Source organism: Rhizobium sp. PP-CC-3G-465, from assembly GCF_004343445.1.
In the GTDB taxonomy this organism is placed as follows: Bacteria; Pseudomonadota; Alphaproteobacteria; order Rhizobiales; family Rhizobiaceae; genus Ferranicluibacter; species Ferranicluibacter rubi.
The window spans coordinates 1-26,760 of record NZ_SLYH01000001.1 but is presented as its reverse complement, the minus strand read 5'-3'; the positions used below and the strand labels follow the sequence as shown (position 1 = coordinate 26,760).

26 protein-coding genes are annotated in these 26,760 nt (G+C 63.8%); 16 read left to right on the top strand and 10 right to left on the bottom strand.

Going from position 1 to position 26,760, the window contains the following annotated elements:
* The first annotated feature begins 60 nt into the window (after positions 1-60).
* Positions 61-951 carry an SMP-30/gluconolactonase/LRE family protein gene (locus C8J33_RS00130; RefSeq protein ID WP_132662602.1) on the top strand — a complete coding sequence of 297 codons (891 nt, stop codon included), beginning with the start codon at positions 61-63 and terminating at the stop codon, positions 949-951.
* On the opposite strand, the gene C8J33_RS00125 is transcribed toward C8J33_RS00130, so the two are convergent.
* Entirely contained in the window at positions 915-3,017 is a 2,103-nt protein-coding gene (locus C8J33_RS00125; RefSeq protein ID WP_132662601.1) for a putative bifunctional diguanylate cyclase/phosphodiesterase, read from the bottom strand. The genes C8J33_RS00130 and C8J33_RS00125 overlap by 37 nt on opposite strands.
* Positions 3,018-3,280: 263 nt before the next feature.
* Between C8J33_RS00125 and C8J33_RS00120 the strand changes: the two genes are divergently transcribed.
* Positions 3,281-4,024 (top strand): MOSC domain-containing protein, encoded by a 744-nt coding sequence (locus C8J33_RS00120; protein WP_245507021.1) that lies wholly within the window; start codon positions 3,281-3,283, stop codon positions 4,022-4,024.
* 10 nt (positions 4,025-4,034) lie between these two features.
* On the opposite strand, the gene C8J33_RS00115 is transcribed toward C8J33_RS00120, so the two are convergent.
* A complete protein-coding gene (locus tag C8J33_RS00115; RefSeq protein WP_132662599.1) occupies positions 4,035-5,732 on the bottom strand; it encodes an FAD/NAD(P)-binding protein in 1,698 nt (565 codons plus the stop codon).
* A 216-nt stretch (positions 5,733-5,948) separates the two neighbouring features.
* Between C8J33_RS00115 and C8J33_RS00110 the strand changes: the two genes are divergently transcribed.
* Together C8J33_RS00110 and C8J33_RS00105 are read left to right on the top strand one after the other, a co-directional pair.
* Positions 5,949-7,010 (top strand): SDR family oxidoreductase, encoded by a 1,062-nt coding sequence (locus tag C8J33_RS00110; protein ID WP_132662598.1) that lies wholly within the window; start codon positions 5,949-5,951, stop codon positions 7,008-7,010.
* Positions 7,011-7,142: 132 nt separating this feature from the next.
* Positions 7,143-7,610: a MaoC family dehydratase gene (locus C8J33_RS00105; RefSeq protein WP_132447833.1), complete on the top strand. Its 468-nt coding sequence runs from the start codon at positions 7,143-7,145 to the stop codon at positions 7,608-7,610.
* Here C8J33_RS00105 and C8J33_RS00100 read toward each other — a convergent pair.
* Both C8J33_RS00100 and C8J33_RS00095 read right to left on the bottom strand, forming a co-directional pair.
* Positions 7,607-8,671 carry a diguanylate cyclase domain-containing protein gene (locus tag C8J33_RS00100; RefSeq protein ID WP_422037194.1) on the bottom strand — a complete coding sequence of 355 codons (1,065 nt, stop codon included), beginning with the start codon at positions 8,669-8,671 and terminating at the stop codon, positions 7,607-7,609. The genes C8J33_RS00105 and C8J33_RS00100 overlap by 4 nt on opposite strands.
* 98 nt (positions 8,672-8,769) lie before the next feature.
* Positions 8,770-10,509: a methyl-accepting chemotaxis protein gene (locus tag C8J33_RS00095; RefSeq protein WP_132662597.1), complete on the bottom strand. Its 1,740-nt coding sequence runs from the start codon at positions 10,507-10,509 to the stop codon at positions 8,770-8,772.
* Positions 10,510-10,781: 272 nt separating this feature from the next.
* On the opposite strand from C8J33_RS00095, the gene C8J33_RS00090 reads away from it, so the two are divergent.
* From C8J33_RS00090 to C8J33_RS00080, 3 genes are all read left to right on the top strand, one after another.
* A complete protein-coding gene (locus C8J33_RS00090; RefSeq protein WP_132662596.1) occupies positions 10,782-11,555 on the top strand; it encodes an amino acid ABC transporter substrate-binding protein in 774 nt (257 codons plus the stop codon).
* 139 nt (positions 11,556-11,694) lie between these two features.
* Entirely contained in the window at positions 11,695-12,375 is a 681-nt protein-coding gene (locus C8J33_RS00085; RefSeq protein WP_110730472.1) for an ABC transporter permease subunit, read from the top strand.
* Complete coding sequence (locus C8J33_RS00080) at positions 12,372-13,127, top strand: amino acid ABC transporter ATP-binding protein (RefSeq protein ID WP_110801882.1); 756 nt, start codon at positions 12,372-12,374, stop codon at positions 13,125-13,127. The genes C8J33_RS00085 and C8J33_RS00080 overlap by 4 nt, the downstream gene beginning before the upstream one ends.
* On the opposite strand, the gene C8J33_RS00075 is transcribed toward C8J33_RS00080, so the two are convergent.
* From C8J33_RS00075 to C8J33_RS00065, 3 genes are all read right to left on the bottom strand, one after another.
* Positions 13,105-13,413: a hypothetical protein gene (locus tag C8J33_RS00075; RefSeq protein ID WP_132662595.1), complete on the bottom strand. Its 309-nt coding sequence runs from the start codon at positions 13,411-13,413 to the stop codon at positions 13,105-13,107. The genes C8J33_RS00080 and C8J33_RS00075 overlap by 23 nt on opposite strands.
* Before the next feature lie 43 nt (positions 13,414-13,456).
* Positions 13,457-14,245, bottom strand: a complete 789-nt coding sequence (locus tag C8J33_RS00070; RefSeq protein WP_132662594.1) for a VOC family protein — start codon at positions 14,243-14,245, stop codon at positions 13,457-13,459.
* Positions 14,246-14,414: 169 nt separating this feature from the next.
* A complete protein-coding gene (locus tag C8J33_RS00065; protein ID WP_110730476.1) occupies positions 14,415-14,837 on the bottom strand; it encodes an organic hydroperoxide resistance protein in 423 nt (140 codons plus the stop codon).
* A gap of 147 nt (positions 14,838-14,984) precedes the next feature.
* Between C8J33_RS00065 and C8J33_RS00060 the strand changes: the two genes are divergently transcribed.
* The 3 genes from C8J33_RS00060 (at position 14,985) to C8J33_RS00050 (ending at position 17,994) form a co-directional block, all read left to right on the top strand.
* The gene (locus C8J33_RS00060; RefSeq protein WP_422038002.1) at positions 14,985-15,494 is read left to right on the top strand and encodes a MarR family winged helix-turn-helix transcriptional regulator; all 510 of its coding nucleotides are present in this window, start codon (positions 14,985-14,987) and stop codon (positions 15,492-15,494) included.
* A gap of 200 nt (positions 15,495-15,694) precedes the next feature.
* Complete coding sequence (locus tag C8J33_RS00055; protein ID WP_165929691.1) at positions 15,695-17,599, top strand: PAS domain-containing sensor histidine kinase; 1,905 nt, start codon at positions 15,695-15,697, stop codon at positions 17,597-17,599.
* A complete protein-coding gene (locus C8J33_RS00050) occupies positions 17,596-17,994 on the top strand; it encodes a response regulator (protein ID WP_110801886.1) in 399 nt (132 codons plus the stop codon). The genes C8J33_RS00055 and C8J33_RS00050 overlap by 4 nt, the downstream gene beginning before the upstream one ends.
* 74 nt (positions 17,995-18,068) lie before the next feature.
* On the opposite strand, the gene C8J33_RS00045 is transcribed toward C8J33_RS00050, so the two are convergent.
* Together C8J33_RS00045 and C8J33_RS00040 are read right to left on the bottom strand one after the other, a co-directional pair.
* Positions 18,069-18,869 carry a L,D-transpeptidase gene (locus tag C8J33_RS00045; protein ID WP_110801887.1) on the bottom strand — a complete coding sequence of 267 codons (801 nt, stop codon included), beginning with the start codon at positions 18,867-18,869 and terminating at the stop codon, positions 18,069-18,071.
* 285 nt (positions 18,870-19,154) lie between these two features.
* Positions 19,155-21,491: an EAL domain-containing protein gene (locus C8J33_RS00040; RefSeq protein WP_132662592.1), complete on the bottom strand. Its 2,337-nt coding sequence runs from the start codon at positions 21,489-21,491 to the stop codon at positions 19,155-19,157.
* Between the two features lie 111 nt (positions 21,492-21,602).
* On the opposite strand from C8J33_RS00040, the gene C8J33_RS00035 reads away from it, so the two are divergent.
* Complete coding sequence (locus tag C8J33_RS00035) at positions 21,603-22,961, top strand: TIGR03808 family TAT-translocated repetitive protein (RefSeq protein ID WP_132662591.1); 1,359 nt, start codon at positions 21,603-21,605, stop codon at positions 22,959-22,961.
* A gap of 106 nt (positions 22,962-23,067) precedes the next feature.
* Positions 23,068-23,727: a glutathione S-transferase family protein gene (locus C8J33_RS00030; RefSeq protein WP_132662590.1), complete on the top strand. Its 660-nt coding sequence runs from the start codon at positions 23,068-23,070 to the stop codon at positions 23,725-23,727.
* Positions 23,728-23,747: 20 nt separating this feature from the next.
* Here C8J33_RS00030 and C8J33_RS00025 read toward each other — a convergent pair whose 3' ends face one another.
* Positions 23,748-24,131, bottom strand: a complete 384-nt coding sequence (locus C8J33_RS00025; RefSeq protein ID WP_110801891.1) for a DUF4406 domain-containing protein — start codon at positions 24,129-24,131, stop codon at positions 23,748-23,750.
* A gap of 88 nt (positions 24,132-24,219) precedes the next feature.
* On the opposite strand from C8J33_RS00025, the gene C8J33_RS00020 reads away from it, so the two are divergent.
* From C8J33_RS00020 to C8J33_RS00005, 4 genes are all read left to right on the top strand, one after another.
* The gene (locus tag C8J33_RS00020) at positions 24,220-24,972 is read left to right on the top strand and encodes a DeoR/GlpR family DNA-binding transcription regulator (RefSeq protein ID WP_132662589.1); all 753 of its coding nucleotides are present in this window, start codon (positions 24,220-24,222) and stop codon (positions 24,970-24,972) included.
* A gap of 128 nt (positions 24,973-25,100) precedes the next feature.
* Positions 25,101-25,463: an IS66-like element accessory protein TnpA gene (gene tnpA, locus C8J33_RS27855; protein WP_110803315.1), complete on the top strand. Its 363-nt coding sequence runs from the start codon at positions 25,101-25,103 to the stop codon at positions 25,461-25,463.
* Positions 25,460-25,807: an IS66 family insertion sequence element accessory protein TnpB gene (gene tnpB, locus C8J33_RS00010; protein ID WP_132662588.1), complete on the top strand. Its 348-nt coding sequence runs from the start codon at positions 25,460-25,462 to the stop codon at positions 25,805-25,807. The genes tnpA and tnpB overlap by 4 nt, the downstream gene beginning before the upstream one ends.
* Positions 25,808-25,879: 72 nt before the next feature.
* Positions 25,880-26,760, top strand: an 881-nt coding sequence (locus tag C8J33_RS00005; RefSeq protein ID WP_165929690.1) for an IS66 family transposase, incomplete at its 3' end; no start/stop codon positions are given.

Genomic DNA, 26,760 nt, shown 5'->3' with positions numbered 1-26,760 from the left:
GGAGACGCGGCCGGGGACGAGAGAACGAGCGCGCCCACGTGCCAGAGGAGTTAGAGCACCATGTCGTTTTTCGAAGCCGTCGATCCCGTGTTTTCGACCTATGTCCTTGGCAATGCGCCGGTAAAGCAACTGGCCACCGGCTTCGACTGGGTCGAGGGGCCCGTCTGGTTCGGCGACCTCAACTGCCTTTTGTTTTCCGATATCCCCAACGATCGCATCCTGCGCTGGTCGCCGGATGGCGGGCTCTCCACCTTTCGCGCGCCATCGAACTTCTCCAACGGCCAGACCCGCGACCGCCAAGGCCGCCTCGTCACCTGCGAGCACGGAACGCGCCGGGTGACGCGGACGGAATATGACGGCACCATCACCGTCATCGCCGACAGCTTCGAGGGCAAACGCCTGAACTCCCCGAACGACGTCATCGTCGCCTCCGACGGCGCCATCTGGTTCACCGACCCGATCTACGGCATCTTCAGCGACTATGAAGGACACCGCGGCGAACAGGAACTGCCCTGCAACGTCTACCGGGTCGATCCTTCGGGCAGCATTCGCGCGATGCTCACCGATTTCGGCTCGCCGAACGGCCTCGCCTTCAGCCCGGACGAGCGCCGGCTCTACGTGGCCGATACGGGCCTGCCGGACAGCGACGATCCCCGCCATATCCGCGCGTTCGATGTCGCAGACGATGGCCGGCTTTCGGGCGGCGATGTCTTCCACGTCATTTCGCCCGGTGCGGCCGACGGTATCCGGCTGGATAGCGAGGGTAATGTGTGGTCGTCCGCCGGAGACGGCGTTCACTGCATCGCGCCGGACGGCCATCTGATGGGGCGCATCCTGCTTCCGGAGCGCGCCTCCAATCTCTGCTTCGGTGGTCGCGCCCGGCACCGCCTGTTCATCACGGCGACGACGAGCCTCTACGTGGTCGCCCTCAACCGGAACGGCGCGCTCTGAGGATCCGTCAACGCCGCGATCATCGCCTCGGTATCACCGACCGGACGAGGCCGGCCGAGAAGGTAGCCCTGCACCTCGGCGAAACCTTCCCGGCGGAGCGCCTGCAGCTGTTCCTCGGTCTCCACGCCCTCGGCGAGCGTCGTGGCGTTGAAGCCCGAGCCGATGCCCACCACCGCGCGGATGATGGCAAGACTGCCCGCATCCGTCTCGATGCCGGAGACGAAGCTCTGGTCGAGCTTGATTTTGTCGAACGCGAAGGAGCGCAGATAGGACAGCGATGAATAGCCGGTGCCGAAATCATCGATGGCGATCCGCAGGCCCAGCGCCTTCATCGCCCGCAAAAGCGGCAGGCTCTGGCCGACATCGGTGAGAAACACGGATTCCGTGATCTCGATCTCCAGCCGTTCGGGCGCAAGTCCGTTGCTCTCGATCGCCCGGCGCACCGTATCCAGAAGGCCCGCATCGCGAAACTGGGAGACCGAGAGATTGACGGCAATCCGCAGATGGGCAGGCCACCGGGCCGCCGTCCGGCAGGCCTCGTTCAGCGCCCATTCGCCGATCGGCACGATAAGCCCGGTTTCCTCGGCCACGGGAATGAAGTCCAGCGGGGCCACCAGCCCCTGCTCCGGGTGGTTCCAGCGGATCAGCGCCTCGAAACCCGCAAGGTCCGGGCCGTCTATCCGGTAGATCGGCTGGTAATAGAGCTCGAACTGCCCCTCCTCGAGCGCATGGTGCAGCGCCAGCTTCATCTCGTGGCGGCGCTCGGCTTCCAGGCGCATTTCGGGACGATAGATCCGGAAGGTCGAGCGGCCGCCTTCCTTCGCGGCGTAGAGCGCGAGGTCGGCATCCCGCATCAGCCCGTCGTCATCCGTCGAATGCTCCGGAGCGCGCGCGATGCCGATGCTGCAGGTTACGTGCTCGGCAATGCCGTCGAGATCGAACGGGACACGCAGGGCAGCCAGCAGCCGGTCGGCCACGTCCTCCGCCGAGCGTCCGTCCTGAAGCTGCAGCACGATGGCAAACTCGTCACCGCCGAGCCGGGCTACGAGGTCGCCCTGCCGCACGATAGAGAGGAGCCGGTCGCCGACCTGGCAGAGCAGCGCATCGCCCGCCGCATGTCCTTTGCTGTCGTTGATGGTCTTGAAGTGGTCGATGTCGAGATAGAGCAGCGCCACCGGCGCTTCCTCGGTTGCCAGGAGCGCCGCACGCCGGATATGATCGCTGAAATACGCTCGGTTCGCGAGGCCCGTCAGCGCATCGTGCATGGCCATGAAGGCAAACCGCGCCTCCGATTCCCGCTCTTCCGTCACGTCCTGGGAAATACCGAGAATATACCGCAGCCGCTCGCCATTACGGGCCGGCAACACCCGCTTGGCCGTGCGCAGGATGCGCCGCGTGCCGGAGAGATCCTCGATCGTTTCCTCGAAACTGAGCGTCCCATCCATTTCGAGCGCCCGCTGGTCCTGCTCGCGAAACAACTCCATCTGCCGTGCAGGAAACATGGTCCGGTCCGTACCACCGGCGATTTCCTCCGGCGTCGTACCAAAGATGCCGCCGCAGGCGGCGTTGAACAGCACATACCGGCCATCCTCGTCCATGTCTTTCACGAAAACCGCTACCGGCAGGTTCTCGATAATGCTGTCGAGCAGGGTCTGGGTTTCGCTGACCTGCTGGCGGGCGGCGTTCACCTCCGTCCGGTCCTGAACGATCGCGAGTATAGCCTGCCGCCCCTCGAACTGAAGTTCACGCCCATAGGTGAGAACATCGAGCGCCGTCCCGTCGGCCTTCAGATGCGTCCACCGCTCGGCCCGGTCCACATCGCTGCGCAGCGTCACGGCCTCGATCATCCGCCTGCGCTCCGACGGGGGCCGGATGTCGAGAACGGTCATCCGCTCGTAGGCTCGGCGGCTGTAGCCATAAAGCGCGACGGCGGCATCGTTGACGATGAGGAAGCGATAGGTCAGCGGGTCGTAGATCCACATCGGCGACGGATGGGTCTGGAACAACATGCGGAAATCATCCGTCTGCACAGGCAGGCGTGCGGATGCTCGTAAAGCGCTTACCATCGAGAGACCCTGAAACGTGTCGCGAAGACCTGACGATAACAAGAAAAGCTGAATGAAAACAAAATGATAGTTTCGTCTAAAGTTTATGCACACGCCGCAAGTTTGTGCAACGCGCAAGCCGCAACGTGAAGACCGGCGCCGATTTGCCCGGCGAGACCATGTCGAAGGGAACCTCCGGAAGACAGGCGCATTCCATGGTGGTATTTCCACCGGCAGGCCTCTCTTGCCCTGCGCCACCCCACCCCTGCCGGGAGACGACTTCCTTGAAATCCGTTGGACGTATTGCCGAACTCTGGCGCTACCCCGTCAGCTCGCTCGGTGGGGAGAAGGTCGATCACCTCGACATCGCGCAAGCCGGAGCCGCCGAAAGCGGTATTGCCGGCAACCGGGCCTTCCTTTTGTTCGATCCGGAAACGCGCGCGCCGGCATCACCGGAATCAGCCGAGCGCTGGCGCAAGGCGCTACATCTCGTTGCACGGCTGAGGCCGGATGGTATGGCGGAAATCGGCTTTCCCGACGGAACATGGCTGCCGGTCGATGCGCCGGATGTGGAAGAGCGCCTCACCACCCATTTCGGCTTTCCCGTCGGCCTCGGCGAAACGCGCGGAACGGGACAAAGCTGGCCTGTGATCGCGCCGCGTTATGCCGCAAGCCCGCTCCACCTGCTTACGACGGCATCAATGAATGCCATCGGTGCGAGCGACCCGGCGCTGATGCTCGATTCGCGACGGTTCCGCCCGGATATTCTGGTGGAAACGGAGGCGGCGTCGGGTTTCATCGAAAATGACTGGATCGGCCGCAGGATCGTCATCGGCTCGCTGGAGATCACCGCGACCGAAGGCACGAAGCGTTGCGGGATGACGATGATTTCGCAACCGGGCGTGCCGGAGCAGCCGGATGTGCTGCGCAGCATCCTGCGCGGCAACCGGCGCAACCTCGGCATCTACGCCGACATCGCCGCCCCGGGTCGCATTTCCCTGGGCGACGAGGTCTGGATCGAGACCTGACCGCTGCCGATCAGGCGGCGTTCACGTCGAAGCCGATAATTCCGTCAGATCGCTCGCCGCCGATATCACGCAGGATCGCGGATGAGACGACGCCGCCGAGTTCGTGGGCGCTGGTGATGCCTTGGATGAAGGGCAGCTTGTGCAGCAGGAACGCAATCGACACGCAATAGAGACGGCGCGTGACCGGCGCCTCGAACTTCGGCCGAAAGGCATCGTCGAGATCCACGCCACCGGTGCGGACCGTTGCCGGCTCGTCCGGCATGTCGATCAGCACGGAAGAGACCGGTGTCTTCGCCTTGCGCACGAAACCGCGGTTGACGAGGCTCGGAAACGGGATGTCGCGTGCCGACAACGTATGCTGCCCGGTCGCGTCGATGAAGGAGTCGAAGACCTCCTTCCGCCCGTCGAAGGTCACGACGGCCCCACGCTCAACGCTCTCATTGTCGATATCGGAATCCCTGCCAAGACGCAGAACCTCCAGCTTGCCCGCGCGGCGGAGAGCGAGCAGACGCCGGATCGACTGGTGCGGCACCGTTGCGTAATCGTCGATGAACACGGTCTTGAAGTGCTTGTGGAAACGCTTCAGATCGTCCTCGTTGAAATGCGGCACCGCCCGAGCGATGACCTCGTGCATCCGCAGGATGGCGTAGCGCCAACCAATGGTGCGCTGTTCAATCTCGTTTTTCTCGGCCTCCGCAAGGTTTGCGGCCGCCCAGACGAAGGCATCCGCCGCCTCGCGATCCGCGAAATAGGCCGGCGCCAGCGTCTCCACTGTCAGCATCGCCAACCCGATCCGCCCGGCATAGGCGGGATCGGCGGCGAGCAGTTCGGCGCGGAACAGGTCGAAGATCGGATCGAGCAGATCGCCACGGCCGCTGGCCACCAGCGCGTCCACCGCTTCCGGCGTGCAGATGGAGAGAGGCAGATAGGGATAGGGACAATAGAAGTCGGCCTCCGGCAGCACGCCCTTGCGCGACATCAGCGCCGCGGCGAAGGCTTCGCTGCCGGGCGACGGGAAATATTCGAGCGATCCCGCCGCATCGAGATAGAAGGCGCCGTGAGCCGTCGCGACCGAGATCAGCGCATCGATAGCGCTGAGCGATGTGCCGAGAATACCGACTCGACCCGGCGGAATGGTCTTCAGCACCGGCGCCGGCCAAGGCGACATGAAATATCCCGGACGTGTTTCCGTCGTCTCCGGCCAGTCGTGGCCGGTCGCCATGACGACGTGGTCGAACGCGTAATGTTTCTCCCCGTCCGGCCCTGTGGCCTTCACGGCGATGTCGCTTGCATGCAGGTCGATATCATCGACCCGATGCAGCGCCTTGATCTCGATCACATGGCCCGCCTTCCGGCCCTGGGTGACGCATTGGCGAAACTGGTCCTGGAAGAACTCGCCCAGCACGATGCGCGGATAGAAGGCGCGCTCGGCAATCGCACTGCGCGTGACGTTCATCCGCTCGAGCTCTGCATCCGGCTGGCGGCGCAGCCATGTGACGAGCGTTTCGTAGATCGGCGGCAGCTCGATGCTGGCGATATTGGCGAGCATGGCCTGGTCGTTGATATCGGGATGATAGGGCGTTCCCTTGCCCGGATCGGCTTCGCTTTCGAACACGGTGATGTCGAGCGGACGCGGCGAGGCGACGAGGCCGTGAAGCGTGTAGATGCCGGTCGGACCAGACCCGATGATCGCAATTTTGACTGTCATGAAAACACCGGAACTCGACGGTTGAGGAAGAAACGCATTTGACGGACAGGACGCCCGGCGCCACGGCCGACGTCCGGGACGACAGGTAACCAAGCCCTGCGGGGAATGTTCCCGCGATGAGCCCATGCCGCCGTCCCGGCACTGACCCACAAGATAGAGCGGGTGGACAGAAAGAAAGGGATGCCTATGTCCGCCATGAACGCAAGGAGAATGCAAATGCAAAACAAGGCTTTGATCGTAGGCGCCAGCGGCGTGGTCGGCAGCGCCACCGCCAAAGTGCTGGCAGAGGCCGGGTGGGACGTCACAGGGCTGGCGCGCAAGCCGGGCCGGCAGGAGAACGTGACGCCGCTGGTCGCCGACCTTCTCGATCCCGCCTCGCTCGGCACGGCGCTGGCGGATGTCGCGCCGACCCATGTCTTCATCGCAAGCTGGCTGCGTCAGCCGACGGAGGCGGAGAACATCCGCGTCAACGGCGCCATGGTGCGCAACCTGCTCGATGCCCTGCGCCCCGCTGCCAGCGTGCGCCACGTCGCGCTCGTCACCGGGCTGAAGCACTATCTCGGTCCGTTCGAGGCCTACGGAAAGGGCACGCTGCCGCAGACGCCGTTTCGCGAGGAGCAGGACCGCCTCGACATCGAGAACTTCTACTACGCGCAGGAAGACGAGGTCTTCTCCGCTGCCAGCCGAGACGGCTTCAACTGGAGCGTCCACCGCCCCCACACCATCATTGGCAAGGCCGTCGGCAATGCGATGAACATGGGAACGACACTGGCCGTCTACGCCGCGATCTGCCGCGAGACCGGCCGCCCGTTCCGGTTCCCGGGCGTGGAAACCCAATGGAACGGCCTGACCGACATGACGAGCGCCAACGTGCTCGCACATCACATGCTGTGGGCCTCCACGACGCCGGAAGCGGCAAACGAGGCCTTCAACGTCGTCAATGGCGACATCTTCCGCTGGAGCTGGATGTGGCAGCGCATCGCCGCCTATTTCGGCATCGAGGCCGCGCCCTTCGATGGCACGGTTCGCCCGCTGGAGGAGCAGATGGCGGATGACGCCGCGATCTGGCGTGAGATCGCCGAGCGCGAAAACCTCGTGGAGCCCGACATCGACCGGCTGATTTCGCCCTGGCACACGGATGCCGATCTCGGCCGGCCGATCGAGGTCGTCACCGACATGTCGAAGAGCCGCCGCATGGGCTTCACCGTCTACCAACCGACCGACGATGCCTTCACGGGCCTCTTCGACGAGCTGCGGAGCGAGCGCCTGATCCCCTGATGCGGGTTCGGCCATAGACGCAAAGCTTTGAAACAAGCGCCGGGCGTCAAGGATTGCCCTTGCCGCCCGGCGCTGGTAGCCTTTCCCGTAGCGATCGCTCATATGCGGACGCCGAGCCTCGGGAGGGTGAACATGGACCAGCAGAAGACGCGCCTGTTTCTGGACGACCTCGTCGTCGGCATGCCGTTCAAGAGCGGCACCGTGGACATCACCGCCGACGAGATCCGCAGTTTCGCCAGTCAGTTCGATCCACAGCCGTTCCATCTCGATGATGAAGCCGCACGGTCCACGCTGTTTGGCGGGCTGGCCGCCAGTGGCTGGCATACCGCAGCCCTGACCATGCGCCTGATCGTGGACAGCCTGCCCTTCGACGGCGGGCTGATCGGCACGCGCTGCGAGCTCACCTGGCCGCTACCGACCCGTCCGGGGGACCGGCTGCATGCGGAAGGCGAGATCGCCGAAATCAACCCGTCAAGATCAAAGCCCGACCGCGGCATCGTGGTCATGCGCAGCCGGACGCTGAACCAGGATGGCGCTGTCGTGCAGACGCTGAGCGCGAGCCTCCTCGTCTTCCGTCGGCCGGCGACGGATAGGACCTAGAGAACAGCGCTGTCCACCCGCACGACATACCGATCCCGCCCGTTCGCCTTGGCCTCGTAGAGCGCCCTGTCGACGGTCTCCAGCAGCTTTTCCCGGCTGGTGCCGCCCTCCGGTGCGGCAGCCGCGCCGACGCTCAGATGCGCCATCACCTCGATGCCGCCGATGGAGAACGGCGCCCGAAAGGCATCGACCAGACGGGCGGCGATGGTCGTCAGGGAATTTTCGCAGCCGCAATCGGGGAAGAAGATCGCAAATTCGTCTCCGCCCATGCGCAGCGGAATATCGCCGGAACGGATGACGGAACGAATGCGCACGGCCGCCTGCCGCAACACCTCGTCTCCCGTCTGGTGCCCGTGCCGGTCGTTGATACCCTTGAAGCCGTCCATGTCGAGATAGGCGGCGCCGAACGGACGCCCCGCGGCAAGCGTCTCGCGCATTTCGCTATCCACGAGTTCCGGCAGAGCCTGCCGATTGTAGAAGCCGGTCATCGGGTCCGTCATCGCCGCCAGCCGCAGCGCCTTCTCGCCCTTCACCATGAGGAGATTGGACCGCTGCAGTCGGAAAAGCGCGCTGGCGATCCGGGCGAACTCGCTGAGCTGACGACGCTGGCGCGTGCCGAGATCGCGCGGATCCGTATGCATGATGCAGAACGAACCGACCGTCAGCCCCGGCTCCAGCTCGATCGGCGCACCGGCATAGGAGCGCAGGTGCGGCTCGCCTACCACGTAGGGCAAGGTCGCCATATCGGGTTCCAGCGTCAGATCGGGAACGACGACGACATTGCCCTCATGGACGACGTACTGGCAGATGGATTCGTCGCGCGAGCATTTTTCGACTTGGATGCCGGATTGCGCGGCAATGCGCAGCCAGTCCTGATCCACGATATTGACCGCGGCAAAGGCACACTCGAACACGTCGCGGGCAAGAAAGGCGAGATCCTTCAGTTCGGGCATCGTTTCGATGGCACGGATCCCGATCGAGCGGACGGCGGCGAGACGATCGATCTCGTTGTCTGGAATGAGGCGCCGTGACAGCACCGTCCTGCGCCGGTCTTCCTGCATGATATGTCCTTTCCCGCCCAAGGGCGGCATTGCGCCGAAGCATGTCGCCGGAAACCCTGCAGCGGTTCGGGAGAACGACATGCGCCGACGTCAGGGCCTCAGGCGGCAAAGCTCCTTCGCCCGGGTGTGGCCACGACGCGCGCATGATGGCGCGACTGATCCAATGTGTCCGGCCCGCGCGGGGCGGTGCGCCGGTTGAGCTTGAACAGGCTGACCAGTGCCGCCAGCGAATCCGCGCCTTCGGCCAGCGCCCGGCTGATATCCGTCGTCCGCTCGCTCATGGCGGCGTTTTCCTGTGTCATCCGGTCGAGATCGTTGACCGCCTTGTTGATCTCGCGCAGGCCGATCGACTGTTCCTTCGCCGCGGTGGCGATCGCATCCACGTTCTGGTCGATCCGGCGCACGAAAACGTCGATCTCCTGCAGAGCCGCCCCCGTCTTACCGACGAGGCGCACACCCTCCATCACTTCCTTGCCGGAATTGGTGATCAGGACCTTGATCTCTTTTGCAGCCTTGGCCGAACGCTGGGCAAGCTCGCGAACCTCCTGCGCCACGACGGCAAAGCCCTTGCCGGCCTCCCCCGCCCGTGCCGCTTCGACGCCGGCATTGAGGGCCAGAAGATTGGTCTGGAAGGCGATCTCGTCGATCACGCCGATGATCTGGCTGATCTCGCGCGAGGCCTGCTCGATCCGGTGCATGGCCGTCACCGTCTCCTCCACGACCGCGGCGGAAGCGCCGGTCGAGAGGCGCGCGTTCTGCACGAGCGTGCGCGTCTCCTGGGTGTTCTCTGTCGAGGAGTTGACGGTCGCCGTCACCTCGTCCAGCGCCGCCGAGGTCTCCTCGAGCGCCGCCGCCTGCTGCTGCGACCGCTCGGCCAGCTGCTCGGCAGCCTGGCGCATTTCCTGGCTGCTGTCGTTCAGCGCGCTGGTCTGGCTGAGCACGTTCGTCAGCGTCTTCTGGAACTCGGCAATCGACGTGTTGAAATCGAGGCGAAGCCTCTCGAACTCGCCGACGAAGGGCTCATCGAGCGACATGCGGATATTGCACTGGGACAGGCGCTCGAGCGCGGCGCCGAGTTCCTCGACGGCGTGCATCCGATCGGTCACGTCGATTGCGAACTTCACCACCTTGAAGACGCGGCCGGCATCGTCGAAGATCGGGTTGTAGGAGGCCTGGATGAAGACCCGCTTGCCGCCCTTGCCGATGCGCATGAACTGGTCGGTCACGAACTTGCCCTGGCGCAGGTTCTCCCAGAAGGTCTGGTAGTCGGGCGAGGCCGTATAGGAGGAGTCGCAGAACATGGAGTGATGCCGTCCGGCGATCTCGGCGTGATCATAGCCAAGGGCAGCCAGAAAATTGTCGTTCGCTCGGATGATCTCGCCTTGCGGCGTAAACTCGATAATGGCCTGTGCCCGCGACAAGGCCAGAAGCTTGCCGCCATCCTCCGCACTCTGCATCTTGCTCGCGGTGATATCGGTCGCGAACTTCACCACCTTGTAAGGCTTGCCGTTGCGCATGACCGGATTGTAGGACGCCTCGATCCAGACCTCGCGGCCGCCCTTGCCGAAGCGCTTGTACTGCTGGCGCTGAAACGCGCCGCCCGCAAGCCCTGCCCAGAAAGCCTTGTAATCCGCGGATGCGGCTTCCTGCGGCGACACGAACATGCTGTGATGACGGCCGACGATTTCGGAGAGGCCATAGCCGAGCGCCTTGCAGAAATTCTCGTTCGCGTCGAGGATTCTGCCCGTCAGGTCGAACTCGATGATCGCCTGCGACTGACTGATGGCCTGAAGGACGGACTTCGCATCAAACCCGAGTGATTGAGACAAACTGCGCATGTGCTTCTCCGAAGTGCCGTCCCGGCCGCTCTGGTCCGGTGGCTCGTCAGGATCGGACATAAACGTAAAGGAAGCTTTGCCTAACATAGAGGCATGGCGAAACTTCGCTACCTGCTGACGAAAATTGCACTGTGGACAAGAGCAAGATTTTCGCATTTGCCGCTTTCATTTGCAGTTTTCTTTCAATCCCTGGCGCCTATTTCCTGCGATGACAGTTCCGACCGGCCGATATGCCGACAGAACAGACCCCGCCTCAGAAGGACGAGAAGACCATGAACTGGCTCAAGACCATCGCCACTGCCGCCATCCTCCACGCCGCCGCCATCGCACCGGCACTGGCCGGCGAGAACCTGTCGGCCATCACCACGGCCGGCGTGCTGAAGATCGGCACCGAGGGCACCTATGCGCCCTTCACCTTCCATGATGCCAGCGGCAAGCTGGTCGGCTTCGACGTCGAGATCGGCGAAGCCGTTGCCGCCAAGCTGGGCGTCAAGGCGGAGTTCATCGAGGGCAAGTGGGACGGACTGATCGCCGGCATCGACGCAGGCCGCTACGATGCGGTCATCAATCAGGTCGGCATCACCGAGGCGCGCAAGCAGAAGTATGACTTCTCCGAGCCCTACATCGCCTCCAAGGCCGTGCTGATCGTCCGGCAGGACAATGACGACATCAAGGGCTTCGCCGATCTCAAGGGCAAGACCTCGGCGCAGTCGCTGAGCAGCAATTTCGGCAAGATCGCAGAGAGCGCCGGCGCCGAACTGGTCGGCACCGATGGCTTCGATCAGTCGATCCAGCTCGTGCTGACGCGCCGGGCGGATGCGACGGTGAACGACAGCTTGTCCTTCCTCGACTTCAAGAAGCAGAAGCCGGATGCGCCGGTAAAGATCGCTGCCGAGCAGGACAATGCCGATTATTCCGGTATCATCATCCGCAAGGGCGAGCCGGAACTCTTGGCCGCGATCAACAAGGCCTTGGCGGACATCAAGGCCGACGGCACATACAAGACGATCTCGGACAAATATTTCGGCCAGGACGTATCGCGCTGAATGCAGTAGCATTTCCAGGCGGGGCGTCTTGGCTCCGCTGCCGGATGATGCGGTCGTAACGATGAGACAGAGCATTTGCGGTGAACAGAGTTTCACGGCAAATGCTCTGTTTCGGCATCGCGCAAGCTGAGGAGATACCGTGCCGCACTGGCTGCAACTCATGATCGACTCGCTTCCGGCCCTGTTATGGGCAGGAGCGAAGTTCACGGTCCCCCTGACGCTCCTCTCCTTCTTTCTTGGCGCGATCCTCGGCCTGATCACCGCGGTGACACGCCTGTTCGCGCCGACGCCGCTGGCGCTGATCGCCCGGTTCTACGTCTGGGTTATCCGGGGTACGCCGCTTCTCGTTCAGCTCTTCGTTATCTTCTACGGACTGCCGAGCGTCGGCATCCTGCTCGATGCCTTTTCCGCAGCCCTGATCGGCTTCACGCTGAATGTCGGCGCCTACAGTTCCGAAATCATCCGCGCGGTCATTTCCTCCGTGCCCAAGGGGCAGTGGGAGGCGGCCTATTCGATCGGCATGACCTGGAACCAGGCGATGCGACGCACCATCCTGCCGCAGGCAGCGCGCGTCGCGGTGCCACCGCTGTCGAACACCTTCATCTCGCTCGTGAAGGACACATCGCTCGCAGCCGCCATTACCGTTCCCGAGCTTTTCCAGTCGGCCCAGCGGATCGTCGCCACGACCTATGAGCCCCTGATCCTCTATATCGAGGCGGCGTTGATCTATCTCGCGCTCAGTTCCGTCCTCTCCTCGGTGCAGGTGCGGCTGGAGCGACGCTTCGCGCGCTATGGCGGCATGATGGAGGCCAACCGATGATCGAGCTTCGCCACATCGAAAAGCGCTTCGGCGATGCCGTGATCCTCAAGGATATCAACCTCACCATTCCCGAAGGCAGCGTCACCGCGCTGATCGGCCCGTCCGGCGGCGGCAAGAGCACGCTGCTGCGCTGCATCAACCTGCTCGAGATCCCGAGCGCCGGCACCATCCGCATCGGCAGCGAGGAGACGGTGTTCGCGAAGGGCAAAAAGCCGGGTTGGAACGACATCCAGAAGATCCGCCAGCAGACCGGCATGGTGTTCCAGAACTTCCAGCTCTTCCCGCATCGCACGGCCATCGAGAACGTGATGGAAAGCCTGACGACCGTGCTGAAATGGCCGGCCGAGAAGGCCCGAACCCGCGCAATGGAACTGCTGACCAAGGTTGGCATGGCGGAGAAGGCTTCGGCCTGGCCGGCGACGCTTTCGGGCGGGCAGCAGCAGCGCGTGGCCATCGCCCGGGCCTTGGCGCCCTCACCCCGCGTTCTCCTCTGCGACGAGCCGACCTCGGCGCTCGATCCGGAGCTTGCAGCCGAAGTGGTGGACGTGCTCGGCACGCTGGCCCGCGAAGGCACCACCATGGTCATGGCAACGCATGACCTGCGTCTGGCCTCCAAACTCGCCGATCAGGTCATCTTCCTACAGGCCGGCGATATCGTCGAGGCAGGCCCCGCGCGAACCGTCTTCGATACGCCGCAACACCAGCGCACCCGTCAGTTCGTCTCCTCGATCAGCGCGGCACAGGTTCTGTGATATCCACACCCTGTTGCGACGCGATGGTCATCGCGCGTCGCACCTGCCGGCTATTGAGGTGAAACGCCCGTGTCGAGGCCGAGGCGGCCTCCGCGATGCGCGCGCGTGCCGCAACGACAAACGCCTCCGCATTGGCCTCGACGAACGCGACGCAAACCTCAGGCGCGGCGGGAGATCCTCGGAGTGTTCGGAACACATTCCGGTGCACCACGAAGCGGTATCCGCCATCGACGTGAAACTCGACGGCGTCGATTTCCGCCCGCCAGAGGGCGCCCATTGCAGGCATGTTTTCATCCTTGCTCGAGGGCATGGCGAGCGACGGGCGCTGCCTAATGCTCCGATGCCACGAGCGAGAAGAACGCGCCCTGCGGATCGCGGGCGTTGACGATATAGGCGGGCCCCGGGACCTCCATCGGACCGTTGATGACGCTGCCGCCGCCTGCCGTGAGGCGGGAGATGGCGTCGTTGAGCCTGTCGACCGTGATGTAAGTGGCCCAGTGTGCCTTCGGCATCTGCGGCAGGCGCGTCATCATGCCGCCGACCGCCTGTCCGTCATGGGCGAAGATCCGATAGATGCCGAGGTCGCCCATATCCATGTCGTGATCGACCGTCCAGCCGAAGACGTCCGCATAAAAGGCAAACGCCGCCTCGCAATCGTCGGCATTGAGCTCGTACCAGCCGAACTGTCCCGGTATCGTGGAGGGAACGGCGCGTGGCGGCACGTCCATCGGCAGCGGCGTCATGATACAGAGCACGGCCCCATGCGGATCGGCGATGACGGCGAAGCGGCCGATCTCCGGAATATCCTCCGGCGGACGGCGGACCGTCCCACCCAGAGCCTCGACCTTCGCCACCGTGGCATCGCAGTCGGACACGGAGACATAGGCCGTCCAGTTCGGCGGCACCTTCTCCGCCAACAGCTCCGGCGGGATGGACATCATCCCGGCAATGCCGACCCGGCCATCGCCTTCGGGCCGTGCGGTCTCGAAGACGGTGTAATCAAAGGCTGCCATCTCGACCGTGGTCCAGCCGACCACGGCGCTGTAGAACGCCCCAGCCGCCGCCCGGTCGGTCGTCATCAGTTCCGTCCAAATGAATTTTCCGTGTTCTTCCGACATCCTGCCTCCCCGCAATGGTCGTCTTTCGCGCACATCATGCCATCCTTCGCGGTCACGATCAAATGCGCACGCATGGCGGGAAAGCGGGATCCGAAGCATAAAAAAGGGTGGAGACGGACGCGCCGTCTCCACCCTCTGAAATGTCAGACGATAATGCTGGATGGCCCTATCAGGCGACCTTGACCGGCACTTCCGTCGAGGTGCGCATGGCGTGGCTGTAGGGGCAGACGATGTGAGCGGCAGCCACTAGCTTTTCCGCGGTTTCGCGGTCGAGGCCGGGGATGTCGACGAGGAGCGAGACCTCAATGCCGAAGCCGGTGCCGTCATCACGCGGGCCGATGCCAACTGTCGCGGTGACCTTGGTTTCTTCAGGAACCTTGATCTTTTCCTTGCCCGCTACATTCTTCAAGGCACCGAGGAAGCAGGCGGAATAGCCGGCTGCGAAGAGCTGCTCGGGGTTCGTGCCCGTAGCGCCATCGCCGCCGAGTTCCTTCGGAACGGTCAGAACGACGTCGAGCACGCCGTTCTCGGACACGGCGCGACCTGCGCGGCCGCCGGTGGCAGAAGCTTTGGTGGTGTAGAGAATAGCCATTGGGGTCTCCTGTCGTCGCTTTCGACGCGTTTCATGAAGAAGATCTGCTGTCTTCCCCACCTTCATATCGCAAAATTCAATTGTACGCAACTGAATTTCGCAAATTGCATTTCCGGCCAAACCGTGTAAGGTGCGGACATGGAAAAGATGAAGGCGATGGCGAACGGAGATGCGGTGCAAACGGCGCCCTTTGCTGTCCCCTTGCCGGTGGACGACCAGCTCTGCTTCGCGGTCTATTCCCTCACCCACGCGTTCAACCGGACCTACAAGCCATTGCTCGACCGCTTCGGCCTCACCTATCCGCAATATCTCGTCCTTCTCGCATTGTGGGAACACAAGGTGATGACGGTGAAGCAGATCGGGGAACAGTTGGGGCTCGATTCCGGCACGCTCTCCCCTCTTCTCAAGCGCCTGGATACCGCCGGCCTCGTCAGCCGCACGCGCGACCGCAAGGACGAGCGGCAGGTCAACATCGCCCTGACCGAAAAGGGCAAGGCCCTGCAGGCGGAGGCCGGCCATGTGCAAACGGCCATCGGCAGCGCGATTGGCTGCAGCACCGATGAGGCACGCGCGTTGCGGCGCGTGCTGGAAGCGCTGACCCAGAGACTTTCCCAACCGGAGCTTTCCGATCCGGAAGAGACAGTCGACGCCGGCTGACAAAGCCTGCCGCGCGCAGCCCGTTGCGTGATGATGCGTTGACGCCACCTGCATGCCGTGATCTCCTCGCTCAGGAGGGACGAAGCGGAGGGTGCCCCAAGGGAATGGTTCGCGCGCCAGCGAAGGAAGAACAGAAGACCCGACAAAGCGCGGGTGCGCAGATGCACGACGGAAACCGATCTCGTTCGACGCCGGCCCGCATGAGCTGGCACAAGGCTGGCATGGCGGCGGCCTGGTTCTGCGTCCTCGTCGGCACCGGCATCGGCAGTCTCTGGCTCCTGAAGTCCGGGCACGTCGCCGACACGCTGCCCATTCTCTTCCGCATGCAGTTCAACACCGCCGTCAACTTCGTTCTGACCGGCCTTGCCGTGACCGCTCTCCTTTCCGGTGCGGGGCGGATCGCGACCGGCCTCTCGATCGCCGTCATGCTCATCGGCCTCGCCTTCCTGCTGGAGCCGCTCTTTCATGCCGGGCACCCGCTCGACACGCTGCTGATCGACCCCTTCCGCCAGACGTCGCCCCATCCCGGGCATCTGGCGAGCGGCACGGCGCTCTCTTTCCTCCTGATCGGGGTCTGCATCCTCGTCAGCGCCGTGACAGGCAGGCCGACGCTCCTGCGAGTCGTTCTCGCCGCCACCGTGTTCATGGCGGCCGCTGCCACGCTGATCGGTTACGGCCTGCAACTCGTCGCGGAGAGCGACTGGCCGCGCTACGGACACATGTCGCCGCACACCGCCCTTTGTTTTGCGGCACTCGCCCTCCCCCTGATCTTCCTGCGCGTGGAGGAGCTGGACTACGACGCCTCGACCATCGCCGCCATGCTCGGTGCCGCAAGCTATCTCCTGCTCCTGGCTCTCACGCTGCTCGACCTGCAGAACGCCTTCGAGGGCAGCAGCCCCCCGGTCAGCATCGATCCAGACGGCAAGCCGGCATCGCAGGCGATCCTCGCCGGCCTGCTCGTGGTCTCCGGCATCGTCTATGCCGGCCTCATCGTCTACGCCTTTCGCAGCGCACAGCGCTCTCGCGCCATCGCCCTGCAGCTGCGCGAGAGCCAGGAACGCATGAGTGCGATCATCGACACCGCGGCGGACGGGATCGTCACCATCGATGCCCGCGGCACGATTCTCTCGGCAAACCGCGCCATGGAAACGATCTTCGGCTATCGCAGCGAGGACATGCTCGGACGCGACGTCAGCACGCTCATTCCGGACCTTCTGCCGGCAGCGGGAAACGACGATCACATCGCGGACATCGCCTGCGCCGCGCGGGAGGTCGAAGGCACGCGCCGCAACGGCATCCGCTTTCCCCTCGACCTCTCCGTCGCCCGGATCGAACTCGACCACACCGTGCTCTACAGTGGCATCATCCGCGATATCTCCCAGCGAAAGCAGCACGAGCAGGAGATCCTGGACGTCAATGCGGAACTCGAAGAATTCGCCTGGCGCACCTCCCACGACCTGCGCGCGCCCATCGCGTCCTCCATCGGCCTCACCGCCATCATGCGCGACATGATCGGCCTGCAGGCCCCCACGACGCAGCTCGTCCCTGTCATCGGACGGCTCGAACGCGGGCTGCAGAAGCTCGACGGGCTGATCGAGAACATCATCCAGCTGAAACGCAGCCGCCTGCTGGACGAGGCGACGACCTCCGTACCGCTGGCCTCCACGGTGCAGGAGACCATCGAGCGACTGCGCTTCATCGACCCGGGACGGCAGGTCTCCTTAGCGGTCGACATTCCCGAAACGCTCGTCATCCGGACCAAGCCGGCCCGTCTCCGGATGATCCTCGACAATCTCATCTCGAACGCCATCAAATATGCCGATCCCGACGAGGAGACGCGCCGTGTGATCGTGGATGCCGCGCTTACCGGCGACGGATGGCTGGAACTTTGCGTGTCCGACAATGGCCTCGGTCTCGGACAGGGTGACGAAAGCGGCCTGTTTCAGATGTTCAAGCGCTTCCACCCGTCAAAGGCCGATAGTAGCGGCCTCGGTCTCTACATCGTCAAGACGAGCGTCGAGCATCTCGGCGGCACCGTGGCTTACGTTCGGCTCGACAAGGGCAGCCGGTTCGTCATACGCTTGCCCCAGAGGAACGACGCATGACCATCGGCTCACTCCTGATCATCGACGACGATGAGACGGATCTCTTCATCTGCGGCTATACCATCCAGCGCTTCGACCCCGACATCAAGGTCGTGCAGGCGCTGAACGGCCGCGAGGGCCTGGATATGCTGCGCCGGGAGCGGCCGGACGCGATCATTCTCGACATCAACATGCCGGTCATGAACGGCTTCGAATTTCTCGAAAGCTACGCCCGCGATTTCGCCCGCCAATTCAGCGATCCCGTCCCGCTGGTCGTCATGCTCACCAGCTCGCACCTCGGCGCCGACCGGCGCAAGGCGCTGCAATATGATTTCGTGAAGCGTTATTTCGAAAAGCCGCTGACATCGGACAATCTGAAAGCGCTGGCCGAGATCATCGAGACAGGCCGGCACTGACATCTGGCACCGACGCACAGCAAAAAGCCGGCGGAAACCGCCGGCCATGCTTTTCGCAAGACATCCGTCGAATGTCAGACGACGAGGATCGGCGACTTCGTCCGCACACGATCGTAGAGATCGATGACGTCCTGATTGATCAGGCGGACGCAGCCTGACGATACCGCCTTGCCGATCGACTGCCATTCCGGCGAGCCGTGCAGGCGGTAGAGCGTGTCCTGCCCGTCCTTGAAGATGTACATGGCGCGCGCGCCGAGCGGGTTTGACAGGCCCGGTTCCATGCCGCCGTTCTCGATGGAATAGGCGGCGAGATGCGGCTGGCGCGCGACCATCTCGTTCGGCGGCTTCCACCGCGGCCATTTCTGCTTCCACTGGATGACGCCCCGGCCGGACCAGGCAAAGCCTTCGCGGCCGATGCCGACGCCGTAGCGCATGGCACGTCCGCCCGGCTCGGTCAGATAGAGAAACCGGTCCTGCGTATCCACGATGATCGTGCCAGGCGCTTCGCCGAAGGGATCGGCGACTTCCTGGCGGTAGAAGCGCGGATCGATCTCCTGAAAGGGCACGGCGGGAATGGCATAGCCACCATCGACGACCGGGCCGTAAATGCTGGCGGCATAGGCCGAGCGCGGCGGCAGGCCGGTCATATAGGCGGCGTTCTGCGGCTGACCGAAGGGCGGATAGCTGCCGTTGGCCGGCGCAAAGCGGTTGTCGAATTCCGGGTTGCGGAAATAGGGCCGGGTTTCGGAATTGAAGCTGGGGGTGTTGGACGTGCTGTTGCAGGCCGACAGCGCAGCCGTTGCGGCGGCCACGCCGGTCAGGTTCAGAAACTGACGGCGAGACAGAGGGGACGTCGGAGGCTTGAGCGGGCTCATAAGGGGCGGACTTCCGGTTGACGCGACGATCATGATCCGTTTTGCCGATCGCGCCGGTCCGTTGGAAGGACGGGCCCGCGCATTCGGCTTCAACGAGCACAACAGCCAAGCTAGTGCGCGGCAAACGGAGGAAAAGCAGGCTCCACCGGGTTTTTGACGACCGTTGCAACTTTGCATCCATCCGCTGCCGGCGGTTGTCACCCTTTATGGCAGAGACGTGCTGGCGCGAGGCTTGCCGCGCGACGGGAGTATGGCGGAGCAACCGGCATCAGGTCGATTGCCGGATCAGGCACACACGGCGTCGAGAATCCTGCCCCTGTCGAGCTGCGTCACGAACGCGGCCGGCGGCAGCGGACGGCTGACCCAGTAGCCCTGGATCTCGTTACAGCCGGCATCGCGCAGGAAATCGAGCTGTTCCTGCGTCTCGACGCCCTCGGCGATCACATCGAGCTTGAGCTTCTGCGCCAGCGAGATGATCGCCGCCGTGATCGCCATGTCGTCCTCGTCATCCGGGATGTCCTTGACGAAGGAGCGATCGATCTTCAGGCGGCGGACGGGAAAGCGCTTGAGCGCGCTGAGGCTGGAATAGCCGGTGCCGAAATCGTCGATGGCGAGCCGTACGCCGAGTGCTTCCAGCTCGTGCATGGTGGCGATCGCCTGCGGCACGTCCTGCATGATCAGGCTTTCGGTCAGCTCGAGCTCCAGAAACTGCGGGTCGAGGCCGGTCTCTGTCAGCGTCCGGGCCACGCGGGAGACCCAGGCCTTCTCCGCGAACTGGCGCGCCGACACGTTGACGCTGACGATCAGGCTCGGCAACCCGGCATCCTGCCATGCCCGGTTCTGGCGACAGGCGGCATCCAGCACCCATTCGCCGATCTCCACGATCAGCCCCGTCTCTTCCGCGAGCGGCACGAATTCGCACGGAGATATCAGACCCTGCTGGGGATGGTTCCAGCGCAGCAGCGCCTCGGCCGCAAAGATGCGGCCCGATGCAAGATTGAGCTGCGGCTGGTAGTGAAGCACGAATTCGTTCTGTTCCAGCGCCTTCCGCAGGGCCTCGACCCGAAGCAGCTTCGCATGCGCGGCATCCGCCATCTCGGACGAGAAGAGCTTGAGGTTGTTGCGCCCGAGCGCCTTGGCCCGGTACATGGCAGCATCCGCATTGGCGAGCAGCTCGCCGGTGCTTTCCCCCTGCTCCGGATAGCACACGACGCCCATGCTGCAGGTGACCTGCAAGGTCTGCCCGGCCAGCGTCATCGGGCGGGCGATCGCGCTGCGGATGCCTTCGAAGCGCGCGAGCACGACCTCCCGGTCGGCCTGGAGGCCGGTAAGAAGAATGATGAACTCGTCGCCGCCGACGCGGATGATCATGTCGCCCTTGCGCACGCACAGGCTCATGCGCTGCGCGACGTTGCGCAGCAGTTCGTCTCCGGCATTGTGGCCGAGGCTGTCATTGACGAGCTTGAAATTGTCGAGATCGAGGAAGGCAAGCGCCACCCACTCGCCTTTCTCCCGCGCATCCGTCATGGCCTTTTCCATGTGCCCGTCGAGCATGATGCGGTTCGGCAATCCGGTCAAAGCATCGTGATGCGCCATGAAATGGATGCGTTCGGCCGCCTCGCGACGCTCGATCGCGATCCCGGCCAGACGCGCGGCCATGGCGATGAGGTCACGGACTGGATCTGCCGGCAGGCCGACCGTCTTCGAATAGAGCGCGAAGGTGCCGAGCACCTTGCCATGGAACGACAGAAGCGGCGCCGCCCAGCAGGCGCGATACCCGAAAGGCCTCACGAAATCGACATAGGGCGCCCATAGCGGGTCGTTCAGGATATCGCCGACGAAGACGGACTCGCCGAGAAAAGCGGCGGTGCCGCAGGAACCGTTGTTCGGTCCGATCGGAAAGCCTTCGAGCGCGGCCGCATAGGTGGGATCAAGACCGGGCGCCACGCCCTTCAGGAGCCGCTGCCCGTCCTCGGTCAGCATGTATACGGCGCCCTGCACGCCCGGCACATGCGCCTCGATCATCAGGATCAGCTCGTGGAAGAGATCCGGCAGCGGCGTGTCCTTGGCGATCATCTCCAGCACACGCGTCTGCCCGATCATCAGCTGTTCGGCACGCTTGCGGTCGGTGATATCGCGGGAGACGCCGACGGTGCCGATCGTCCGGCCGAGCTTGTCGCGCAGCGGCACCTTCGACGTCATCAGCCAGCGCTCGCAACCCTTCTCGACAGCCGCGCGCTCTTCCATTCCGATGATCGGCTCACCGCTCGCAATGACCTGCCGTTCGCCCTCGGTGATCCGGGCGGCGACCGCCTCGTCGTGCAGATCGAAATCGGTCAGCCCGACGATCTGGTGCATCTCGGCAAAGCCGTTGTCCCGCACGGTCGCCTCGTTGGCGATGAGAAACCGGCCTTGCAGATCCTTGGCGTAGATGTAATCCGGAATATGGTTGACCATCGTTTCCAGCCAGTAATGGCGTTCGGCGATGTCGGTGCGCGGGCCGTAGAGGCGGGCGGCTTCACTGGCGAGCCGGCGCGTCGCCTCGATCAGGCGCTGCGTGTGGTCGCTGCCCGAAGAACTTTCGGAGATCGTGCTACGTCCGCGTGGGGTCGTTTTGCTCAAGGCTTTCTCCCGCCAGTCATTGGCGTGCGCTGTCCGATACGAAGTGCTAACGGAAAGAAGTTATTCTTCCCTAAAGATGCCCGATCACCAGCCCCCTTCAGCGAACACGACATGACGACCCGCCGCACCCTTCTTTTCGCCCTGGCGAGCCTGCCGGTTGCCCTCGGCAGCAGGCAGACAAGCGCGGCGTCCCTGCCGGACGGCTTTCGCGGCGCGCTCGACGCGGCCGACTTCGGCGTCCGGCCCGGCAGGCGTGCCAACCAGTCGAAGGCGTTCCGGGCTCTCCTTGCCGAGGCCGTCGACCGCCGCCTGCCCGTCATGCTGCCACCCGGCGACTACAGGCTCTCCGGGATCACCCTGCCCGACGGCCTGACGCTGGCCGGCACGCCCGGCGCGACACGGCTGATCGCCTCGGGTGAAGGCCCGCTCCTGACAGCCGAAAACCTGGCCCGGCTCACGCTGACCGGACTGACCCTCGACGGCGACGGACAGACGAGCGACCCCGGCCGCGGTCTCGTGGACCTCGACGGCATCGAGCGGCTGACGATCGACAACTGCGTGATATCGGGCCGCACGGCAGGTCATGGCCTGAACCTCAGGCGCAGCAGTGGCCGCATCCGCGACAACGACATTTCGGGCGCCCAGGGTGTCGGCATCTTCGCCGTCGATAGCCGAGGCCTCTCGATCACGGGCAACACCGTCGCCGACTGCGGCAATGGCGGCATCCTCGTTCACAGGTCGGAAGCGGGCTCCGACGGAACGCTGGTCTCGGGCAATCGCATCTCCCGCATTGCTTCCCGCGATGGCGGAACCGGTCAGAACGGCAACGGCATCAACATCTTTCGCGCCGGCGACGTCATGGTCTCCGGCAACCACGTATCCGATTGCGCCCTGTCCGCCATCCGCGCCAATGCCGCAAACAACGTGCTAATCTCGGCCAACCAGTGCCTGCGCTCCGGCGAGACCGCCATCTACTCCGAATTCGGCTTTCAGGGCGCCATCGTCACCGGCAACGTCATCGACACTGCCGCCAACGGCATTTCCATCGTCAATTTCGACGTCGGCGGAAGGCTCGCGACGGTGGGGCAGAACGTCATCCGCAACATCACCGGCATCGCTCCCTATGTCTCCGACGGCGCGGGCTTCGGTTTCGGCATTTCGGCCGAGGCCGACACGGTCGTGACCGGCAACGTCATCGAGCAGGTGGCGCGCTGGGCACTGGTGCTGGGTTGGGGGCCGTATCTACGCAACGTTTCCGTCACCGGCAACATCATCCGCGTCGCCCAACTCGGTTGCGGCGTGTCTGTTGCGGAAGGCGCCGGCACGGCCTTCATCACCGACAATCTCTTCGAAAACGTCGGAGACGCCATCCTCGGCTACCGCTGGACGGAGAAGGCCAGCGCAGACCTCGTGGACGGAACGGCGGAAGCGTTCCCGCATCTGACGGTGACGGGAAACCGCCGCGTGTGACGCGCAAACCATCAGCAAACTTCATGCCTTGCATCAGCGCGCCGGTCTTCCATCCCCCGGCCGAAACGTTAAGGCTCGTCTGCAACATCAAGGTCTGGAGACTATCATGCTGACCATCTACGGGGTCTATCGGTCGCGGGCATCGCGCAATTACTGGATGGCCGGCGAACTCGGCATAGCGTTCCGCGCTGTGCCGGTCATACAGGCGCGCCGGCTGGTCGACCCGCTGGCGAAGACGGCGCCGCTCAACACGCAGTCGCCGGCCTTCCTTGCCATCAATCCCCGGGGCAAGATCCCCGCGATCGAGGATAACGGGCTGGTGCTGGCGGATTCGCTTGCCAACAACCTTTATCTTGCGCGCACATATGGCGGGCCGCTCGCCGGCGCGGATGCCGCCGAGGAAGGGCAGATCCTCGACTGGACGCTGTGGGCCGCAACGGAAATCGAGCCCCACGCGGTCAAGATCGTGCTGGCCTATGACGCCGAACCGAACGGCCCGGCGCGCGGCCGGGCCATCGTGGACGCCGCGACACAGGCACTGGAAACGCGCTTCGGCGTTCTGGAAACCCGCCTTTCGCAACATGCCCACGTTGTCGGCGACCGTTTCACCGTGGCAGACCTCAACCTTGCGGAAGTGCTCCGCTACGCCCAGAGCCAGACGGCCCTGTTCGACAGGCATCCTGGCATCAAGGCCTGGATCGAGCGTTGCCAGTCGCGCCCGGCGTTCCGCGAGATGATGCGAGTGCGTGAAGCCGAGCCCGCCTAAAGGCGGGAGCCGATACAGGATCAGGCCGGGAGCGCGCCCTTCGCGAAGGCTGCGCAGCCCGGCACATCCTCCAGCCTCTCATAGACCGGAATGCCGCGCTCGCGCGCGATCCGCACGTCATTGTCGGCCCCTTTCGAGGCGCCGGGCAGGCGGAGCACGGCATCGCAGAGCGCGAGCAGCCGGCCGGCGACCGGGTGGAAGATCTCCTCATAGAGCGCATCCCCAACCGTCTTTCCGCCAGCCGCATGCCAGATCGGCAGCGCCACCCACTCCCCGATCATCGGCACATGCCCTGCCTGAAACAACGCGTGCGACGGCGCCTCGAGCACCTTCAGATTGGCTGCCATCTTCGCAGGATCGTCATTCGTACCGGAACGATAGGGGCCGGCAATCAAAATCAACATGGGAAACGCCTTCATGGTTCTGCTGGTATTTTCTTGCTAATTCTTGTTTGATCACGTAGTATCCAGAAGAGTCAAGAAGGAGATTTCGATGCTCACCAGCCAGCGGCACGCCCTCATCCTCGATCGCCTACGCCGCGACGGGCAGATCGTCGCGACCGCCCTTGCCGGTGAACTCGGCCTGTCGGAGGACACGATCCGCCGCGATTTGCGGGAGCTGGCGGGCGCCGGCAAGCTGCAGCGCGTCCATGGCGGCGCCCTGCCGGTGGCCCCGCCCTTGCCCGATCTCGGCGCGCGAACGCAGACCGCCAAGGCGACGAAGCACGCACTCGCGCTGCGGGCGGTCGAGCGGATCGCCGCGGGCCAGTTCGTCTTCCTCGACGGCGGCAGCACGAACGAGACGCTGGCCCGGGCCCTGCCCCGCGATCTGCGGATCACCATCGCCACGCACAGCCCGACAATCGCCGCAGCGCTCGCCGGCCACGATGCCGAGGTGATCCTGATCGGCGGCCGGCTCTACAAGCACTCGATGGTAGCCACCGGATCGGCAGCGCTTGCTGCCATCGAGACGATGCGTTTCGACCTGTTCTTCCTCGGCGCAACCGCCCTTCATCCAACGCATGGCGCCACCACGGGCGATTTCGAGGAGGCCGCGATCAAGCGCGCCATCGCCCGCCAGTCCGCGGAAACCTTCATCCTTGCGGCAGGCGACAAGCTCGGCGCGGTGTCGCCGCACCGCATCCTGCCGCTTGCCGACCTGACCGGTCTTGTGGTTTCCGCCGATATCGACGACACGACACTCTCGCTTTATCGCGAAGCCGGGCTGGAGATCCTTCAAGCCTGAGCCTCGCGCGAGCCACGATCAAACGTAAGCGTCCGGCGAGCAGATTTCTCTGATCGGCCAAATCAGGCGATGTTCTGGCATTAGAACCAGCATTAGTGCTGACATTAATTCCAGATCAAAGAGGTTTCATGGCTCGAATTGAGATCATGTCCGGGACTGAGCGCAGAAGGCGTTGGTCGGACGAGGCGAAACTGAGGATATTGGCAGAAGCGGATCAACGTGGTGTTCGCATTGGTGATGTGGCTCGCCGGCATGACATTCATCCTGGCCAAATCCGTTTGTGGCGGCAGTCCTTCAGCTATGTCGGTCGACCAGCGATGTTCCTTCCGGTGGAAATCACCGAGGAGGCGAGCGCTACCCAAGCACCTGACACGCCACCGACGCCAGCGGTCATCGAGATCTCGCTACGAAACGGTCGGTGTTTGAGGGTTCCGGCTGACGTGGAGCTAAGAATGCTCGGGTCGTTGATCGCTTGCGTGGAGGCGGCATGATCGGGCCTTCTGGGAATGTGCGGGTCTATTTGGCCTGCGGAGTGACCGACATGCGGCGTGGCATTGATGGTCTATCGGCGCTGGTCGAGACGGCGGTTAAGGAGGCACCGGGCTCGGGTGCGATCTTCGGCTTCCGTGGGAAGCGCGCCGACCGGATCAAACTTTTATGGTGGGATGGCCAAGGGTTCTGCCTGTTTTACAAGGTGCTGGAGCGCGGATACTTTCCCTGGCCGACGGCGAAGGAAGGCGTTGCGCACCTGACGCAAGCGCAGCTTTCGATGCTTGTGGAAGGGATCGACTGGCGCCCCCCGGCGTGGACTTCCGCTCCCGGTCGAACGGGATAAAAGCTATATTTTGCAGGGAGATCCGGGGCAAAATTCTGGCGCTCCAGAGGCAAATCTGCTACGTTTAGGGGCATGGAAACAACGCCGCTGGACAGTCAGAACGAGCTATCTGTTTTGCGCGCACTCGTCGCGGAACAGGCGGCGAAACTTGAGAGCCAGGAAGCCGAAGTCAGCAAGCGCGACTCCATTATCGGGCTCCTGCGCGCGCAACTGGAGCTGCTCCGCCATCGGCAGCATGGCGCTTCTTCGGAAAAGATCGACCGGAAGATCGAGCAGTTTGAGCTGATGCTGGAGGAGATCGAGGCCTCCCGTGCCGAGGCTGAGATGCGCTCCGGGAAAGCTCCTCTGCCGGAGTTGGATGACGCGTCGGACAAGCCGAAGCGCAAGCCATTGCCAGATGGTCTCGCCACTGAAGAGCTGGTCTATGCGGCGCCCTGCAATTGCCCGACCTGTGGTGGCACCTCGTTCCTGAAGGCGGCCGACAGGGTGGTCCAGGTGCTGGAGCACGTGCCGGCGTCGGTGAAGATTGTCCGCCATGTCGAAAAGCGCATGATCTGCAGGGAATGCGATACGACAGTGGCTGGCGAGATGCCGACCCTGCCGATCGAGCGCGGCAAACCCGGACCGGGATTGCTGGCCCATATCATGGTCGCCAAGTTCGACGATCACATCCCCCTCTACCGCCTGTCCGAGATGTACGACCGGTTGGGCATAGACATCTCCCGCTCTGTCATGGCGGACTGGGTCGGCCGCGTCTCCGTTCTACTGGCTCCTCTTATCTTGCTGATCAGAGCCCATATCGCCGCGGTCGACCGAATACATACGGACGATACCCCGGTCGATGTTCTCGACCCCGGACGGGGCAAGACAAAAACCGGCAGGGTCTGGGTCTATGTCTTCGATGGAAGCGGTTACCAAGATCCCACTCCCGGCGCGATCGCCTATTACTATAG